We start from the raw sequence: 17,085 nt of genomic DNA, 5'->3' as shown, positions 1-17,085 counted from the left end.
GGAGTTCTAAGTGAGTCCCCATATCATACTCATCAGTGATAGTGATATTTTTGTCTTTAATTCTGAGAAAATTTGTGATAAGATTTAGTTGTTTCATATGAGTCTTTCTAATGAGTTGTTTAGTCGCTTTTCATTATAGGTCATATGGGACTTTTTGTATATACTCAAAAAGGCTCCATAATTTCCATGGTGGATTTACCCACTACAGAAATTATAGAGCCCTTTTTTTGATGCTATCAAAGAAAAGTCTAGAAAAGCAAAATAGCAGTTCTAGTCTTTTTCTTTTGCGGGGCTTTTGTGATACCATAATAGAGATAATAACTGATCTTTGACAAGTACAAGGTGCAGTTCGTTCGTTTTTATGTTAGAATATTTCTGATACACCTAACAGATTTGTTAAGGACAACTAACTTTTTCAATTGGTTTAAGGTAAGAAGGTATGGATACAGTATTTACGAGTAGAAATAAGATTAGGCTAATACTATTAGCGCTTGTTATGGCTATTCTAGTTGGTTTAGGCGCTATTGTGTTGCATGATCTTTTTGATTTTCTTTGGGAAGACATTTTACACACCGTGCCAGCGCTGCAACGTAGCGGCATTGTTTTGGTTTCTGGTTTGCTAAGTGCTTTGGGGTGGTATTTTCTTCAGAGGCAAGGAAGACGTCTAATTCCTTTGAAAAAGCAAATTTCACCTCAATCAGAAATAGAAGAATATCCCCCTTTTTGGCGACAATTAGGGCATTTGTTTTTGCAAGTTATCACGGTTGGTATGGGGGCGCCTGTTGGTAAAGAAGTGGCTCCGCGTGAATTAGGGAGTTTGTTCTCAACGCATTTGGTTAGAAAAATTCCGCTAGATAGTGACCAGCGTTCGGTTTTGGTGGCGAGTTCGGCGGCAGCAGGTTTAGCAGCCATTTACCAAATTCCTTTTGCCAGCTTGATATTTGTCTTTGAAGTGTTTGGCATTCCTTTGACGGCTTTAAATGTGGTGGTGGCTTTCATCACGACTTATGGAGCGACAGCTATTGCCCACTTGAGAATTAGCGATGCACCGCTTTACCATGTCAATCCTCAGCCTGTGACTTGGGTGACTTTTGTGGTGACGGTTATTTTAACCTTTGCGACCATACCTGTGGCGCGTTTGTTTAGCCGTATTAGTAAACACGCCAGCCAAAATCGCACCAAAGATAGTCGCATTTTATGGCAATTGCCTTTGGTTTTTGTCCTTCTTGCTGTGCAAAGTTATCGTTTTCCAGAATTGCTGGGGAATGGGGCACCTTTGGTGCAAGCTGGATTTGACAGCTTGAGTTTGCCTGATGCCTTGGTTTTATTTACATGTAAATACGCCATTGTCTTACTCTGCTTGAGATTTGGGTCTTACGGTGGGACAATGACGCCATCGATTTCACTGGGAGTTGCTTTTGGAGAGGTGGTGTGCTTGGTGGCTGCTCTTTTTGGTTTTAATGACCCATCTCAAATCTATCTAGCCGTTGCTGCTTGTAGTTTCTTGGGAATTACCATGAATGCACCGCTAACAGCAGGCATGATTGTCTATTCTTTTATTGGTTTTCCAAAAACCTATCTCTTTCCTGTTTTGTTAAGCATTGGCTTGTTGCTGCTTATCAAATGCCGTAGAGATGCCAGTAAGGATACTGAATCAGAAACCTTTATCCCTTTACCTGACGGTTCACAATTGCATTATCAGATTGTCGGTGAGGGTGAAACCTTAGTCTTTTTACACGGTAATAACGGCAATTACCATTACTTTAGCAAACAAATTCCTTATTTCTCTCAAAAATACCAGTTGGTCTTGTTTGACAGCAGAGGTCATGGGCAATCAACTAATGAAAAGGCGGTCAATTCCTTTGATTTGATGGCAGATGATATTGCTTATGCGCTGAAGGAATTGGGCATCGACAAGGCTACTTTCATTGGTTATAGTGACGGGGCAAACTTGGCTTTGACTATTGCTTTGAAATACTCTGACTTGGTGACAGGTTTGGTCTTAAATGCTGGAAATGTTCGCCTGTATGGTGAGAAATGGTATGCTGGATTGTCCACACACGTTTTGTATCGTGTGATGAAGCGATTGTTGCCGTATTTCCCACAATTGGAAAATTATATAATAAATATGCGTTTGATGATGGAGGATATGCCTATTCATCTGAATGATTTAGCTCGTGTTACCGTTCCATCCTTGGTCTTGATTGGTGGATGGGACTTGATTTCTTATGAGCATTCGCTTGAAATTGCTAATCATCTTGGTAATGGTCATTTGGTTTCAGTGCCATTTCGTCTGCACAATATGGCTTACCTCAGTCCCAAACGTTTTAATAAGGAAGTGAATCACTTTTTGACGCAACTAGAGGAGAATAAGAACGCATGAAGAAAGTCATCAATTTTTTCAAAACCAATGAATCCAAGATCAAAATAGGATTTAGTTTATCGATTTTCATCTTGGTTTTAGTCGAATTTTTCCGATTGTCTAAAACCATTTCGTGGCCGACCTTACAGTCAGCCTTTGCTAGCATTCCCCCTTTCAATATCGTTCTAATGATTTTGATTGGCTTAGTGGCCGTTATGCCGATGATTGGTTATGACGTTATTTTCAACCGTTTGCTTGGGACGTCGCACTCTAAAAAGTACATTATTGAAAATAGTTGGAGTATCAACACCATAAATAATATGATTGGTTTTGGTGGAATTGTAGATGTTGGTTTGCGTCTAGCCTTGTACAGTGACGGCATTGACAACGGGAAAAGCATCAAGGTCTTGTCCCGTCTGCTCCCTTATTTTAGCTCTGGTTTGTCTGTCTTATCCACAGTGATTTTGCTGTTTGCAGGGTTGTTCACAGAAGGCTCCTATCTACACCGTTTTTTGATTATTTTTGTGGTAGCAGCCTTTTATTTCCCAGTTGTCTTGTGGATATCATCAAGGGAAAACCTCACCTTTTTTGGTAATGTTGAGCGAAAGGTGCGTTTGGAATTAACTTTGATTTCTGTTTTGGAATGGTCAGGTTGTGTTGGGTCATTCCTTGCAGTTGGGTATTTGATGGGCTTCCATTTTTCAATTGTCCAAGTTGCTGGAGCTTACATCTTAGCCATTTTGTTTGGGATGATTTCTTTCATTCCTGGTGGAATCGGAAGTTTTGATTTGACTATGATGACAGCTTTGACCATGATGGGATTTGCCAGCACTGACGTAATTTTGTGGACCTTGCTTTACCGTATGGTTTACGATATTTTGCCATTTGCCCTTGGGGTGGTGCTATTTGTTAAAAATCTTGGTAAAACCATCAACGACCACTACAAAGGCATTCCAAAAGAATTAACCGTTACTTTGCTAAGACGTTTGATTTATGGTTTGGTGGTTTTGTTTGGGATTTTCCTCGTGTTATCAGCTACCATTCCAGAGAAGGTCAATCAAATTCACTGGTTGAAACAGATGAATCCTATTCATGCCAACCTCATTTGGCAATTTCCAAGTATCTTAATCGGAAGTCTTTACATTCTTTTAGGGCGTTCTTTGTTAGAGCGCGTGCGTCAAGCACTGCCTTTTGGCATTGGGCTCATTTTCGTGTCGCTTATTTGGATAAATGCCAAATCCTTTAGCAATTTCACGTCGCTTTATTTGATTATCTTGTTACTGTTATTGGTTTTCTTCAAAAATAACCTGACTGTTGACCGTTTGATTTATTCTTGGGAATCCTTGCTGAAAGATAGCGTGATTTTTCTAGGCTTAATCATTAGCTACCTTTTCCTAGGCATGCCGCATTATTTGATTCATCACAAAGAAATTTTACAGCTTAATAAATTTGCCATTTCTTTCCTTGGAACGATTATTGTCGTGGGTATTTGCTACACGATTATCGTGCACCTTTTGCGAAAGAGCTCTAAGAAACTAGGCGAGTCTTTCGATGCGGAAGCCTATCGTCAGTTTTTGGACACACAAGGCAACACCTCTGATAGATTTTTACCATTCTTGGGGGACAAGCAGCTGTTTTGGTACCCTAATAAACCAGAAGCAAGTGTTGTGCTTCAATTTTCACTGGATAATAACAAATCCGTGGTGATGGGCGAGCCGATTGGCGATAAGGACAACTTCCAGCCTGCTATCAACGCCTTTATCCGAGCAGCTAGGGACCTCAATTATTCGCCAGTCTTTTATGAAATCGGTCAAGAATTGACCCTCTACCTGCATGAATGTGGGTTTGAATTCATGAAATTTGGGGAGTCTGCTTTGGTTCATCTGCAAGATTTCACTTTGACGGGTAAAAGCAGCAAGAGCTTCCGCCGTGCCCTTAACTTTGTGGAAAAAGAAGGCTTCACATTTGATATTATCCAACCGCCTTATGCGCCTGAGCTAATCACACAGCTTCGCAGCATTTCAGATTCGTGGCTGGATGGCCGTCAGGAAAAAGGCTTCTCACTAGGTTTTTTCAAGGAAGATTACTTGCAAATGACGCCGATGGCTTTGGTACGTAATGACAAAGGAAAAATCGTGGCTTTTGCCAACATTATCCTAGCTGAAGAAGAATCTGTTGTTACCGTTGATTTAATGCGTTATGACAAGGAAGAAAGCCCATCTGGCGTTATGGATTACCTCTTTATTTCTCTCTTCTTGCACTACAAGGAAGAAGGCTACCGCTACTTTGATTTGGGCATGGCGCCGCTATCAAATGTGGGAATCAATAAAGACAGTTTTATCCAAGAACGCATTGGTTTCCTTGTTTATTCCTTCACGTCACGTTTTTACTCGTTTGAAGGATTGCGTAAATACAAGCAAAAATTTGCACCAGAATGGCAACCACGCTACATTAGTTACATGAAATCATCATGGTTAGCCTGTGATTTATTAGCGATTTACCGTATTGACAATCGCACACTAGACCAAGATTAACGTATCCAACCTCTTGCTCTTATGCCTGTTGGGCAGAGTTTAGAGGTGGGTACGTTTTTTTAAAAATATCAGAACCTATGTCTTTACTTTTTATGTGAAAAGTTGTACTATGCCTATGTAATTTTGTTTGCTAATTTATTTATTAAAAGAGAGGATATTTATTATGTTAGGACATGACATTTTGAATGATCCTTTTTTGAATAAGGGAACTGCTTTTACTTTGGAAGAACGTAAAGAACTTGGTTTAGTTGGTTTACTTCCTCCAAAAGTTCAAACCATTGAAGAACAAGCAGAACAAGCGTATGCTCACTATCAACGTAAATCATCGATTTGGAAAAACGCCATTTCTTGATGGAAATTTTCAACACAAACAGAACCTTGTTCTACTATTTGTTTAACGAACACGTTGTTGAATTTAACCCAATTGTTTACGATCCAGTTATTGCAGAATCTATCGAACAATACAGTGATTTGTTTGTTGATCCGCAATATGCGGCTTTCCTTTCTGTTGAACACCCTGAAGACATTCTTGATACCCTTAAAAATGCAGCAGGCGATCGTAATATCCGCCTTATCGTTGTAACCGATGCAGAAGGTATTTTAGGTATTGGTGACTGGGGTACACAAGGTGTGGATATTTCAGTCGGAAAATTGATGATTTACACAGCAGCAGCAGGTATTGACCCTAAAACGGTTTTACCAGTTGTCATTGACGCTGGTACAGACCGCGAAGAATTATTAAACAACCCATTTTATCTAGGAAATCGCCACAAACGTATCCGTGGTGAAGCTTACTACGACTTTATCGACCAATTTGTTAAAGAAGCTGAAGATTTGTTCCCTGATTTGTACTTGCACTGGGAAGATTTCGGACGTAGCAATGCGGCTGTTATCCTTAACAAATACAAAGATAAAATCCCAACATTCAACGACGATATCCAAGGAACTGGTATCATTACTCTAGCAGGTATCTATGGTGCGCTTGATATCACTGGTGAAAAATTAACAGACCAACGTTACCTTTGCTTCGGTGGAGGAACAGCGGGTGCAGGTATTGCCCACCGCGTTCTTTTGGAAATGATGGAACAAGGCCTTACAGAAGAAGAAGCTTACAGTCGTTTCTACATGGTAGATAAACAAGGTTTGCTCTTTGATGACATGGATGATTTTACACCAGAACAAAAACCATTTGCGCGTAAACGTTCAGAATTTGAAAACAGCGAAGAATTAACCGAACTTTCAAAAGTGGTCAAAGCGGTCAAACCAACTATTCTTGTCGGTACGTCAACACAACCTGGTACCTTTACACAAGAAATCGTTGAAGATATGTGCAGCTCTACAGAACGCCCAATCATCTTCCCATTGAGTAACCCAACTAAATTGGCTGAAGCAACTGCTGAGGATTTGATTCGTTGGTCAGATGGTAAAGCCTTCGTTGCGACTGGTATTCCAGCAGCAGATGTAGAATACAAAGGTGTTTGTTACCAAATCGGTCAAGCTAACAATGCCTTGATTTACCCAGGTCTTGGTCTAGGGGTTATGGCTTCTAAAGCAAAATTATTGACTGATAAAATGATTGGTGCAGCAGCTCACTCACTTAGTGGTTTGGTTGACTCAGGTAAACCAGGAGCACCTGTCTTGCCACCAGTTTCTCGCTTGATAGAGTTCTCTATCTAAGTTGCCAATGCCGTAGCCAAAACAGCACAAGAAGAAGGTTTGGCACAAGTTGACGGTGATATGGAAAAAGCCGTTCAAGACATTAAATGGTATCCTAACTACTAATTTAGGGGGTATCAGGAGATGAGTATTTTAACATCAATTGAAAATATTTTACCCATTATCTTTATCATTGCCCTAGGTTTTTACCTCAATGAAAAAGGGTGGTTTGGACCAGACTTTGGTGGGAATGTTTCTAAACTTGTGATGAACATTGCTTTACCTGCCTCAATCTTTGTATCGGTTTTGAAATACTTGACCTTAGATAAATTGATTGCTGTGGCACCAGGTCTTGTCTATACTTTTGGTTCTGTTATTCTTGCCTATATTGCCGCCTTTATAGTGGTTAAACTTTTTAAGGTACGTCCAGGAAGACGAGGCACAATGATTAATATGTTTGCTAATACTATTTTCATTGGGCTTCCCCTTAATATCGCTCTTTTTGGAGATGCCTCAATCTCTTATTTCTTGGTTTATTACATTACCAATACGGTGTCAACTTGGGCCTTTGGAGCACTTCTCATCGCTCAAGACTCAAAAGATACGACACGAAAATCATCAACAGGCTTTAATTGGCGAAAACTATTGCCAGCGCCTTTGGTTGGCTTCCTTATTTCATTGGTTTTCTTGCTCTTAAACATTCCTGTGCCAGCCTTTGCAACCAACACCTTGACTTATGTTGGTAATATCGTGACACCGATGTCTTTGATTTATATCGGTATTGTCCTTTCAAAAGCTGGTTTGAGCAGTATCAATTTTGATAGAGATACCATTTTGGCACTCTTGGGACGCTATATCTTGTCACCAGTAGTTATGTTTCTTCTCTTGACCTTGTGGGGAAGTCATCTTCTAGCTATTGAGTATAAGACCTTTATGGTGCAAGCAGCGGTTCCAGGCTTGGCCGTTTTACCAATATTGGCTAATGAGGGTAATGGTGATGTGGAATATGCAACAAATGTTGTCACAACGTCAACCTTATTGTTTGTCATTGTGATTCCAATTTTGGTAACTTTGCTTGGCTAGTCTAAAAAGTATGATTAGTGCAAACTCTAAAAGTTAAGATCCGTTGACTTTTAGAGTTTTTTTGTAGAATTGGGAGTATATGCTGTGGATAATCAAGAAAAGAGAAATATTTTACCACAAGACCTTAGGCGAGTGGCTTTATTGCTGGGTTTTTCTGGTGGTGTGGTAGATGTATATAGCCATTTGCGTTTTCATACCTTGGTAGCGACACAGACAGGGAACATCGTTTTGATGGTAGCACAGATTGCGGAAAAGCAAGATAATTTTTTACCGAGATTAACGTCTATTATTGTTTTTAGTATTGGTTTTGTTCTAGGAATTGCTTACAAACAACGGACACAAACACCTTATTGGCGGATTTTTGCCATGATGCTCATGTTAATTGCCTGCTTGGTGTTGCCTTTTTTGCCGTCTGACCAACTTTTGTTCAAAATCATTGCTTTGTCTTTTGGGATGGGTTTATTAATGCTGACCTTTACAGGTAGTAAAATCGAAACCGTACCTTATACCATTATGATGACTTCGGGGAATTACCGCAGGATGTTAATGAGTTGGTATCATTATGCAACCAGTGCTGCCAAAAATCCTCAGGATAAGCGTGACGTGGTGAATTATACTATTATTGTATTGAGTTTTATGCTTGGCGCTCTGACAGCTGCAGTGGCCTACATTTGGCTAAAAGATCTAACGATTTGGTTGGTAGCTCTTGCTTTGGTCTTGGTTATGATTTTTTATGCTATTGAAATTGCACGCGCGGATCATTACGTCAAAGAGATAAAAGGTAGATGATTAAAGTTTCTGAAAAAATACCGTATGGTGAGGATTTATTAAATTTTTTCAGAAAAATCCCTTGACATGAGAAGATTTTTAGTGTACTCTGCTAAACGAGAGTGAGGTCAATCCTGGACTTAGGAAAGTTAAAACGAATCAAACGAGTCGAATTATATGAAATTATTTTAGCTCAAGACGAAGAAATCAAGCGCTTACGCCAAGAAACAGCAGATTTATCTGTCAAATTGGCGAAACGCGACATAAATATACAAAAAGCGGGGACTCTAGCAGAGGCCGCTTTTAGCTTGACAAATATCTTTGAAGAGGCACAAAAGGTAGCAGATATTTACTTGGAAAATGTAAAAATGCAAACGAGTAACGGAGATGAAGGAAAAAAAGACTAGTCAAGAAGACTACCATTCAGAAATCACAGAGATTGAAGATTTATATCAAAAAGCTACTTACCGCCGCCGTTTGTGGAAAAGTATCGGTAGCACGTCTTCTATCTTGGTCGTGGTGGCTGCCTTTGCTATTTTGATGTCTATTCTGTTTTTCCCTATTTTGCGTATCTACGGCAAATCCATGTCAGGAACCTTGGATAGAGGGGATTTGATTGTGGCATTTAAAACCAATAGCTTTGACACAGGAGACATTGTGGCTTTTTATTACAATAACAATGTCTTGGTTAAGCGCGTGATTGCCGAAGAAGGCGACTGGGTTGATATGGATAGTAAAGGAAATGTTTATGTCAATCAGAAAAAACTCAAAGAACCGTATTTGAAAAAAAGGCTTATGGTGAAACTAACATAACCTTTCCTTACCAAGTTCCAGAAGGGCAGTTATTTGTTATGGGGGACAACCGAAAGGTGTCTATCGACTCAAGAAACACGTCTATCGGAACCGTATCAAATGAGCAAATCGTCGGGAAATTATTGGTTAGGATTTGGCCATTGCCAAAATTCAGATTGTTGACCTAACAAAGACTAGGAGAAGAAATCATGAGAAAAGTTTTACGGCATTATTGGCAAAAGTTGAAACACCTTCGGCGAAAGCAAGCTATTCTGGTGATAGGAACGTTTGTATTTGTGATGACTTCCTATGCCTTGATTTTGCGGGCAGTCACTCTTGACAATGACACTGCGAGCTCAGAGCCAGGAATCAGTCTTGCCAGTAGTTCTTCTAGCGATGAAAATGTGTCGCAAGTGGCGTCCGAGCCAGCGACTTCTTCTACACTAGCAAGTTCGTCAGCCATTAGTTCTCTACCAAGCACACAGATTGAGGCGCAAGAACAATCCAGCGCACCAGCAACGATTCAAGAAGCGACAACCTTGACGGCTGATGGCGATGGCTACACTGTATCAGCGGTGTTTGATGCCAGCAGTCGATTGCCAGTCGGTGTCGAACTAAAGGTTAAACAAGTAACAAGTGATAGCCAAGATTACCAAAATGCTTTGGCAAAAGCTCAGGCAGCTCTTGATGGCAAATCTTTAGCCTTTGCGACTTTCTTTGATATCAGCTTTACCTACCAAGGCAAGGAAGTACAACCCCAAGCACCAGTGAAGGTAACCCTTCAAACCAAGGACAACCTCGCTGGTCAAGAGCAAGCCTTGAAAGTGGTACATATCACATCAGCAGGTAAAACAGAGCTTATCAATCCTGAAAGCGTGAGTTTGACAGAATCACAGACTAAGGTGACTTATACAGTATCTTCTTTCTCTGTGCAAGGTTTAGTGCTTGAAAAAACAGAGCAATCATCTGAAGCAACCACTTCGGACACAGAAAGCAGCAGCTCAGAAACGAGTCCATCAAGCCAAGGCCAAGGGACTTCAACTTCTGCCACAACAACAGAAGCAGCAGAAAATAGAACCCTTACCTTTGTCTACGAAAATGCAGAAGGTCAGGAAGAAACCATCACAACAGTTACGAAAAAAGATGGGGAAACCTTGGAAAATCTGCCAGCTACACCATTCAAAACAGGCTACCATTTTGACCATTGGCAAAATAAGGCAACAGGTGAAACGGTGACGGCTGACACGGTAGTCAATGGTGATATGACCATTGAGGCTGTTTACACGGAAATCAAGATTTACACGGTAACCGTTCATTATTATTATCACAACACCAGCAAGGGTGATGATGTTACCTTTGACACTGAGATTTACCAATTAGAAGCTAACGAAACCTCTTATCGCATCAATCCACCAGCTTCAACCAAGGTCAGCAAAAATGATGATAGCAGCTTGCCACAAGATGCGACCTATTATCCTGAAACAGCACTTATCGAGTTGACCAAAGAGGAATTACTTGAAAAGAGTGATGCTGATGGGAAAATGGAGTTGAGCATACAGTACGTTCCAGCATCATCTGAATACAACATTCATTATATGTTGAAAGACTTTGATGACAAGGGCTATAGTGAGATTGAAAAGGTAACTGCGCACGGGGTTATCGGCTCTATCGTTAGTCCAAAAGTTCTAGATTATCCTTATGCGACCTTTGAAAAAACAGATCCTGAGGAATTGACTAAAGAAAAAGGACAAGATTTGTACGTTTACTACACACGAAATCATTACACCTTGAACTACGAGTCTAATGGTGGCACTTATGTGGACTACCAAACAGGACTTTACAACCAGTCAGTTTCTGTTACAAGCGCTACCCCAACGCGTGTAGGTTACACCTTTGCAGGTTGGTATAAGGACCCTGATTTCAAACAAAAGGCTGGTACAAGTGTTACCCTTGATAAAGATGTGACCTTGTATGCTAAGTGGGAGCCTAAAAACGTCCACTACACCGTTGTTTACTTAAAAGAAAAGTATGACAATGCTACTGGAAAAACCAGCTTTGAGTACGATTCATCCCTATCACAAACGGGTAAGACAGGTGCAACGGTATCAGCGAGCAATGCTCCAAATATCACGACCAGCACGACAGGTTACGAACGTGACACCGCCCAAAACGCCACATCAGAAACCACCATTGCGGCAGACGGAAGTTCTATTTTGAAAGTGTATTACAAATTGATTCGCTACACTTTCGTCTTTAATGCCAACGGACCTGTTTATGATAGAGTATACTATTACGAGTATATGAATAATGGTAAGATTACTATCAATGGTTATGAATATGTGAATAAGACTTACACCATTGATAATGTAGTCTTGGGACAAGATATTTCGACGACTTGGCCATCAGGAACGCAAGTTTCTAGTTACGATATGTGGGCAAGTAGGTACTCTTTCTATGGTTGGCTACCGATTAAAAACAACGTCACCGTCGGCAATGCTTTCTATGTCACCAAGCAATTTGAGGTGACGGCTGATTTGGTGAAGGCAGCTGATAGCCAACACAAAGTGACTTATCAATCTTACTGGTTGCGACACGGTTATTCTTACACGGTCAACTATTACCTCCAAGATGAAAATGGGAACTACCAGCTTTCTGATAAATATAGTCAGACCTTCTATTCACTTCAAAATACCTACTTGAATCCTAAGGAAATCGATGGTTTTGACTATTCTCATGGTAATGCGGGAGAAAATAATGTCCGAGTTTATAATTTCTACTACAACCGCAAGCAGTATCAAATAGATTACTATAATAAAGACCAAGAACTAACGTCGAAAAAGAATATCTTATTTGGTGCTAACATCAATAATGACACGTACAACTGGACGCCTGAGCGACCAGGTGATGTCGATAGCGACTATACTTGGAAAGGCTGGTATATGGATGCAGACTTGACCATGCCTTACCAATTTAACGTGATGCCATCATCACACCTTGTACTTTATGCCAATTGGGAAGCACCGCATTATACCGTAAGCTTTGATGTCAATGGCGGTGACAGTAAGGCCCCAGAGAGCCAAAGCATCGAAAAGTACAAGTCCGCTCAAATACCGTCTAAAGTACCAACAAAAGCTCACTATACTTTTGCGGGTTGGTACACGAGCGACGGCAAACTTTATGATTGGTCTAAGCCTGTAAGGTCTGATGTGACTTTATATGCACACTGGAAAGCAGATGGTTTGACTTATACCGTGAAATATGTGGATGCTGATGACAATGATAATCTTCTAGCACCAACTAAAATAGTCAGCAGCCCTGACCTCAAAGCAGGTCAGACGGTCACTGAGAAGGCACTCGGTATTAAGGGTTACTTTCCTGAAGAGCGGGAACAATTGCTCATGCTCAACTACGACCAAGATAATGAAATCGTCTTTAAATATTTTAAAAAGACAGACACGATTACTTACACCGTGAAGTACGTCTTGTATGACCATCCAGATATTGCCGTAGCTGCACCTCAGACCAAGACAGTCAGCGGTAGTCAAATTGATTCTAAAGAAAAAGCGGCAGCCGTTGATAAGGCTTATATGAAAAAACAAGCTGGCGTGACGGATGACATGCTCAAGGACAATTATTACACAACTGAGGATGTGCAAAAGCTTATCTTGACGTCGAAAACAGAAAACAATATCATTACCTTCTATTATATACCTTATGATAAGGCGACTATCACAGTTAATTACCTAGACATGGATGGCAATCCAATTGTAGGTCAAGACCCTGATACGGTAATCAAAAATGTGGTGCCAACATCTTACAAGGGTGAGCACAAGAAGATTACAGGTTATAGCTTTGATAGAGCAGAAGATGGTAACGGTAAAGCCATCACCAACCTTGATGGCTACTATGTCGGTAAGGGTGGTAATTACACCATCAACCTCTATTACAAGAAAAACATTACTCTTGTCGCTAAACCAAAAGAAAAAATTTATGACGGTACTGCCCTAGAAAGCAGCAAACCAACAGATTTGGTTGACAACTACGAGGAATTCCTAGAAGAAGGTAATAGCATCCAATCGGTATCCTTTAAGGGTAGCCAGACATCTGCAGGTGTTAGTGATGTTACACCACGTGATGCCAAGATTGTGGATCAAGCTGGCGAAGACAACACCGACTACTACAAAATCACTTATATGCCATCAACCTTGACCGTGAACCAGCGTCCAGTCGTGGTGAATATCAAAGGGCAAAGTAAGGAAAACTATTATGATGGTACGGTGCAAAGCATCACCTATGATACCCCTGATATCAGTGATAACATGTACACCACAGATGACTTCAAGTTCTTAGGTGAGGATTCAGAAAAAACAGTTGCCGAAACGAATGCAGGTCATTATGACCTTGCCTTAGAAGATAAATTTGTCAATACCAATCCAAACTTCAAGGTAACTTTCCATGTGACAGACGGTAGCTTGGATATCAAACGCCGTCGCATTCTGTTGAAATCAGATTCTGCGCAAAAAGGCTTTGATGGTACGGCTTTGACAGCTCATAAAGTTACAGAAACCTTGTCTGATACCAGCAAAGGAGAAGGTTTTGCTCTTGGTGAAGGATTAGAATATGAATTCACAGGTTCTCAAACTAAGGTTGGAGCATCTGGAAACTTCTTTACCTTCAAACCAATAACTGACAAAACCAACCCAGCCAACTATTACGTCATGGTGAAATATGGCAAACTTAGTGTCTTGCCGACGGTCAATATCCAAAAAACGGATGCTAACTGGAAACCATTGTCAGGTGGTCAATTCACCATTGACCGCTGGAATGATACTGACAAGGCTTGGGAAGCTATTGACGGAGTATCAAAACTTACTATCACATCAAGTAATGGGGTGACCATTCCGACAGGTTTGACAGACGGACGCTACCGCATTACTGAAACGGCGGCACCAGACGGTTACATTGTCTTGGATGATGCCATTTATTTCAAAGTGGAACAAGCAATTGCAGAAGGTACAGATGAACAAGGTGCCCGTCAAGTTAGTTACAGTATTGTCCTTTCAGACAAAGACGGCAATGTTATTAGCACAGACAAAGTCAAGTTATCTACAAGTGATTCAGACTTTAGCTATCGTTTGCAAATTGCCAACCAAGCTGGTACGGCGCTACCAAGCACAGGTGGTTCAGGTACCTTATGGTACATCGTGATAGGGTCACTCTTGATGACTTTGTCATTTGCTTACTTTATGTTTAAAAAATGTAGAAATGGCTAGTTTCTACAGAAAAAGGCGTCATGTCTTATACCTATATTTTTTAAGGAGGAAAGAATGAAAAACGTTAAGTTTATTGTACGCGCGCTTATCGTGTTTGTATCGTTTCTTATAAGCGGACAAGCCGTCAGTGCCCAAGAGGTGGCTACCTCAGGAGGAGGCAATGCAACCATTACGATTGAAAATGCTGCACAAAGCCAAACTTATACCCTTTACAAATTGTTTGATGCCAAGGTTGGCAGTAAGGGAGCGATTGCTTATACTGTGCCTTCAGGTAAAACCTTATCAAGCAATGATTACTTTACCGTAGATAGCAAAGGTAATGTTACTGCTAAAGCCGATATCGATGTGTCAACAGACGCTTTCAAAACATGGGCAAAAAGCTTTGGGACACAAGTGGCAACAACAACAGCCGCAGACAACACCCTTACATTTACTGGACTTAGTTACGGTTATTACTACGTACAGTCTTCACTTGGTACAACAATCACAGTGGACAGCACAAATCCGAATGCTACTTTAAAAGATAAAAACGAAACAGGTCCAAAAATCCTAGATAGCAACGCTGGCGGTGGTAAAAAAATTTTGGTGAACGGTCAACCAGCTTCAGAATCAACAGCTAAAGTTGGTGATACTGTTAACTACCAAATTAAATTTGAAGCGACTAACCACATTACAACAGCAGGTGGTGCAAGCTCACAACTCATCACAAAATACACTATTGTCGATACCCCAACAAACCTTACTCTTGATGATACCAGCGTGGCAGTAACTGTTGGTGGTAAAACAATCACAAACTTTACTAAAGCAATCTCAGACACAGGTGCTATGACCTTAGAATTACCATGGGTAAACAACGGTCAAAGTATCTATGACTCACCATCTGAAGTGGTGATTACCTACACTGCAAAAGTAACCAAAGAAGCACATGACGCCCAAGCTCAAAACAAGGCAACAATCAGCTACTCAACAACTGAAACAGATACGCCTACACCAGTTGATCCAAAAACACCTGAGTACATCACTGTTGTCACAACACACCAATTCACTCTTAACAAAACAGATGAAAATGGAAAAGCTTTGACAGGTGCGACATTTAGACTTTATGATGCCCAAACAGGTGGTAATGAAATCAAAGTCGTGAAAGTATCAGACGGTGTTTACCGTGTTGCTGAAGACGGCGAAGCTGGTGTTGATATCGAAGCAGGTACAGCTGTTGTGAAAGGCCTTAAAGCTGATACTACTTACTACCTCGAAGAAACAAAAGCTCCAAACGGATACAACATCTTGACAGAACGCAAAGCAGTGACGGTGACAAAAGATGACGCTGCTAAAGTAACCGTAGAAAACCATTCAGGTGCTGAATTGCCATCAACTGGTTCATACGGAACAACAATCTTCTACGTTGTTGGTAGTGTCCTTATCCTAGGTGTCTTGATTTACGTGATTGCTAGCCGTCGTGTGAAAAAAGACTAATATAAATAGGAAGAAAAGTCTCATTTATTAAAATATCAAAAGAGAAAGAATGAAAGTGTTCTTTCTCTTTTTTGACGAGAAAAACAAAGGCTTTTATTTTACTTAAATTTTGACTAATCTTTACACAATCATGAAATTACATGCAAAAACAGGCGTTTTCTTGTTAAAAAATGTATAAAAGGTAAAAACAACGTAAGAAGTATAGAAAAATTTTTAAAAAATTACACAAATATAGCTTTTCTTTATTTACATGAAAGCGCTTTTTTGATATAATGTAGACATGAAGGAGCTATTGATGAGATGAATATTAGGAGATTTAAACACCTCAAGCGAACAGATCTTTATGAGATCATATTAGCACAAAATGACGAAATCAATCGTCTGAGAGAAACATTAAACGATCTCGAAAGCCAATTAACCAAAAAGGAGATTTCGATAAAAGAATCTGGGACTTTGGCAGAGGCGGCTTTGCGTTTAACCAATATCTTTGAAGAAGCCCAAAAGGCAGCTGACTTGTATTTAGAGAATATTAAACAAGGTGTAAGTGATGACGATGAAAAAGAATGATGAAATCCTTTCAAGTGCCAATATAGCAAACATCGAAAACTTGTATCGAACCTCCAAATACCGAAGAGATTTGCGGAAAAATATTGTTAACACGGTCTTTATGCTCATGGTTATCGCAGCTTTTGCTATTTTGACCTCTGTTCTATTTTTTCCTATTTTACGTATCTATGGCAAATCCATGTCAGGAACCTTAGATGCGGGTGACCTTATTGTTTCTTTTCGGACAAGTCATTTTGATACAGGTGACATCGTAGCTTTTTATTACAATAATAATGTTTTAGTCAAACGTGTGATTGCAGAAGAAGGTGATTGGGTAGATATGGATAGTAAGGGAAATGTTTACGTTAATCAGAAAAAACTCAGTGAACCTTATCTGAAATCAAAAGATTATGGTGAAACCAATATCACCTTTCCTTACCAAGTTCCAGAAGGGCAGCTCTTTGTGATGGGAGATAACCGAAAAGTCTCCATCGACTCGCGAAACACTTCCATCGGAACGGTATCAAATGAACAAGTTGTTGGGAAATTGTTGTTTAGGATTTGGCCATTATCAAAATTCAGATTGTTGACCTAACAA

At 40.2% G+C, this 17,085-nt stretch carries 9 protein-coding genes and 2 pseudogenes; all 11 read left to right on the top strand.

Annotated features, from left to right (window positions below; translation table 11 throughout):
* Positions 1–439: 439 nt before the first annotated feature.
* The 11 genes and pseudogenes from ACFORE_RS02705 (at position 440) to lepB (ACFORE_RS02655) (ending at position 17,082) form a co-directional block, all read left to right on the top strand.
* A complete protein-coding gene (locus ACFORE_RS02705; RefSeq protein ID WP_154454953.1) occupies positions 440–2,383 on the top strand; it encodes an alpha/beta fold hydrolase in 1,944 nt (647 codons plus the stop codon).
* Complete coding sequence (gene mprF, locus ACFORE_RS02700) at positions 2,380–4,896, top strand: bifunctional lysylphosphatidylglycerol flippase/synthetase MprF (protein WP_380434958.1); 2,517 nt, start codon at positions 2,380–2,382, stop codon at positions 4,894–4,896. Before ACFORE_RS02705 ends, mprF begins: the two co-directional genes overlap by 4 nt.
* 163 nt (positions 4,897–5,059) lie before the next feature.
* Positions 5,060–6,678, top strand: a pseudogene (locus tag ACFORE_RS02695) (malolactic enzyme).
* 18 nt (positions 6,679–6,696) lie between these two features.
* Positions 6,697–7,635, top strand: a complete 939-nt coding sequence (locus ACFORE_RS02690) for an AEC family transporter (RefSeq protein ID WP_380434957.1) — start codon at positions 6,697–6,699, stop codon at positions 7,633–7,635.
* Positions 7,636–7,719: 84 nt separating this feature from the next.
* Entirely contained in the window at positions 7,720–8,424 is a 705-nt protein-coding gene (locus ACFORE_RS02685) for a YoaK family protein (RefSeq protein ID WP_380434956.1), read from the top strand.
* A 101-nt stretch (positions 8,425–8,525) separates the two neighbouring features.
* On the top strand, positions 8,526–8,810 hold the full coding sequence (locus ACFORE_RS02680; RefSeq protein WP_380434955.1) for a DNA repair protein: 285 nt from the start codon (positions 8,526–8,528) through the stop codon (positions 8,808–8,810).
* A pseudogene (lepB, locus tag ACFORE_RS02675) lies at positions 8,791–9,383 on the top strand (signal peptidase I). The gene ACFORE_RS02680 and the pseudogene lepB (ACFORE_RS02675) overlap by 20 nt, the downstream one beginning before the upstream one ends.
* Positions 9,384–9,404: 21 nt before the next feature.
* On the top strand, positions 9,405–14,468 hold the full coding sequence (locus tag ACFORE_RS02670; protein WP_380434954.1) for an InlB B-repeat-containing protein: 5,064 nt from the start codon (positions 9,405–9,407) through the stop codon (positions 14,466–14,468).
* A gap of 54 nt (positions 14,469–14,522) precedes the next feature.
* Positions 14,523–15,941, top strand: coding sequence for a SpaH/EbpB family LPXTG-anchored major pilin (locus ACFORE_RS02665; protein WP_380434953.1), 1,419 nt, complete (start codon positions 14,523–14,525; stop codon positions 15,939–15,941).
* Positions 15,942–16,241: 300 nt separating this feature from the next.
* Positions 16,242–16,508 (top strand): DNA repair protein, encoded by a 267-nt coding sequence (locus ACFORE_RS02660; protein WP_269725587.1) that lies wholly within the window; start codon positions 16,242–16,244, stop codon positions 16,506–16,508.
* Positions 16,489–17,082 carry a signal peptidase I gene (gene lepB / locus ACFORE_RS02655; RefSeq protein WP_380434952.1) on the top strand — a complete coding sequence of 198 codons (594 nt, stop codon included), beginning with the start codon at positions 16,489–16,491 and terminating at the stop codon, positions 17,080–17,082. Before ACFORE_RS02660 ends, lepB (ACFORE_RS02655) begins: the two co-directional genes overlap by 20 nt.
* The last annotated feature ends 3 nt before the right edge of the window (positions 17,083–17,085 follow it).

This window comes from Streptococcus alactolyticus, from assembly GCF_042649785.1.
Taxonomy (GTDB): Bacteria; Bacillota; Bacilli; order Lactobacillales; family Streptococcaceae; genus Streptococcus; species Streptococcus alactolyticus.
This window is presented reverse-complemented; position numbering and strand designations above follow the sequence as displayed.

Bases quoted from the DNA above. Each gene is read 5' to 3' on its own strand.
- lepB (WP_380434952.1), top strand. From the start codon at position 16,489: ATGACGATGAAAAAGAATGATGAAATCCTTTCAAGTGCCAATATAGCA.
- ACFORE_RS02690 (WP_380434957.1), top strand. From the start codon at position 6,697: ATGAGTATTTTAACATCAATTGAAAATATTTTACCCATTATCTTTATC.
- ACFORE_RS02705 (WP_154454953.1), top strand. From the start codon at position 440: ATGGATACAGTATTTACGAGTAGAAATAAGATTAGGCTAATACTATTA.
- ACFORE_RS02660 (WP_269725587.1), top strand. From the start codon at position 16,242: ATGAATATTAGGAGATTTAAACACCTCAAGCGAACAGATCTTTATGAG.
- mprF (WP_380434958.1), top strand. From the start codon at position 2,380: ATGAAGAAAGTCATCAATTTTTTCAAAACCAATGAATCCAAGATCAAA.
- ACFORE_RS02665 (WP_380434953.1), top strand. From the start codon at position 14,523: ATGAAAAACGTTAAGTTTATTGTACGCGCGCTTATCGTGTTTGTATCG.
- ACFORE_RS02670 (WP_380434954.1), top strand. From the start codon at position 9,405: ATGAGAAAAGTTTTACGGCATTATTGGCAAAAGTTGAAACACCTTCGG.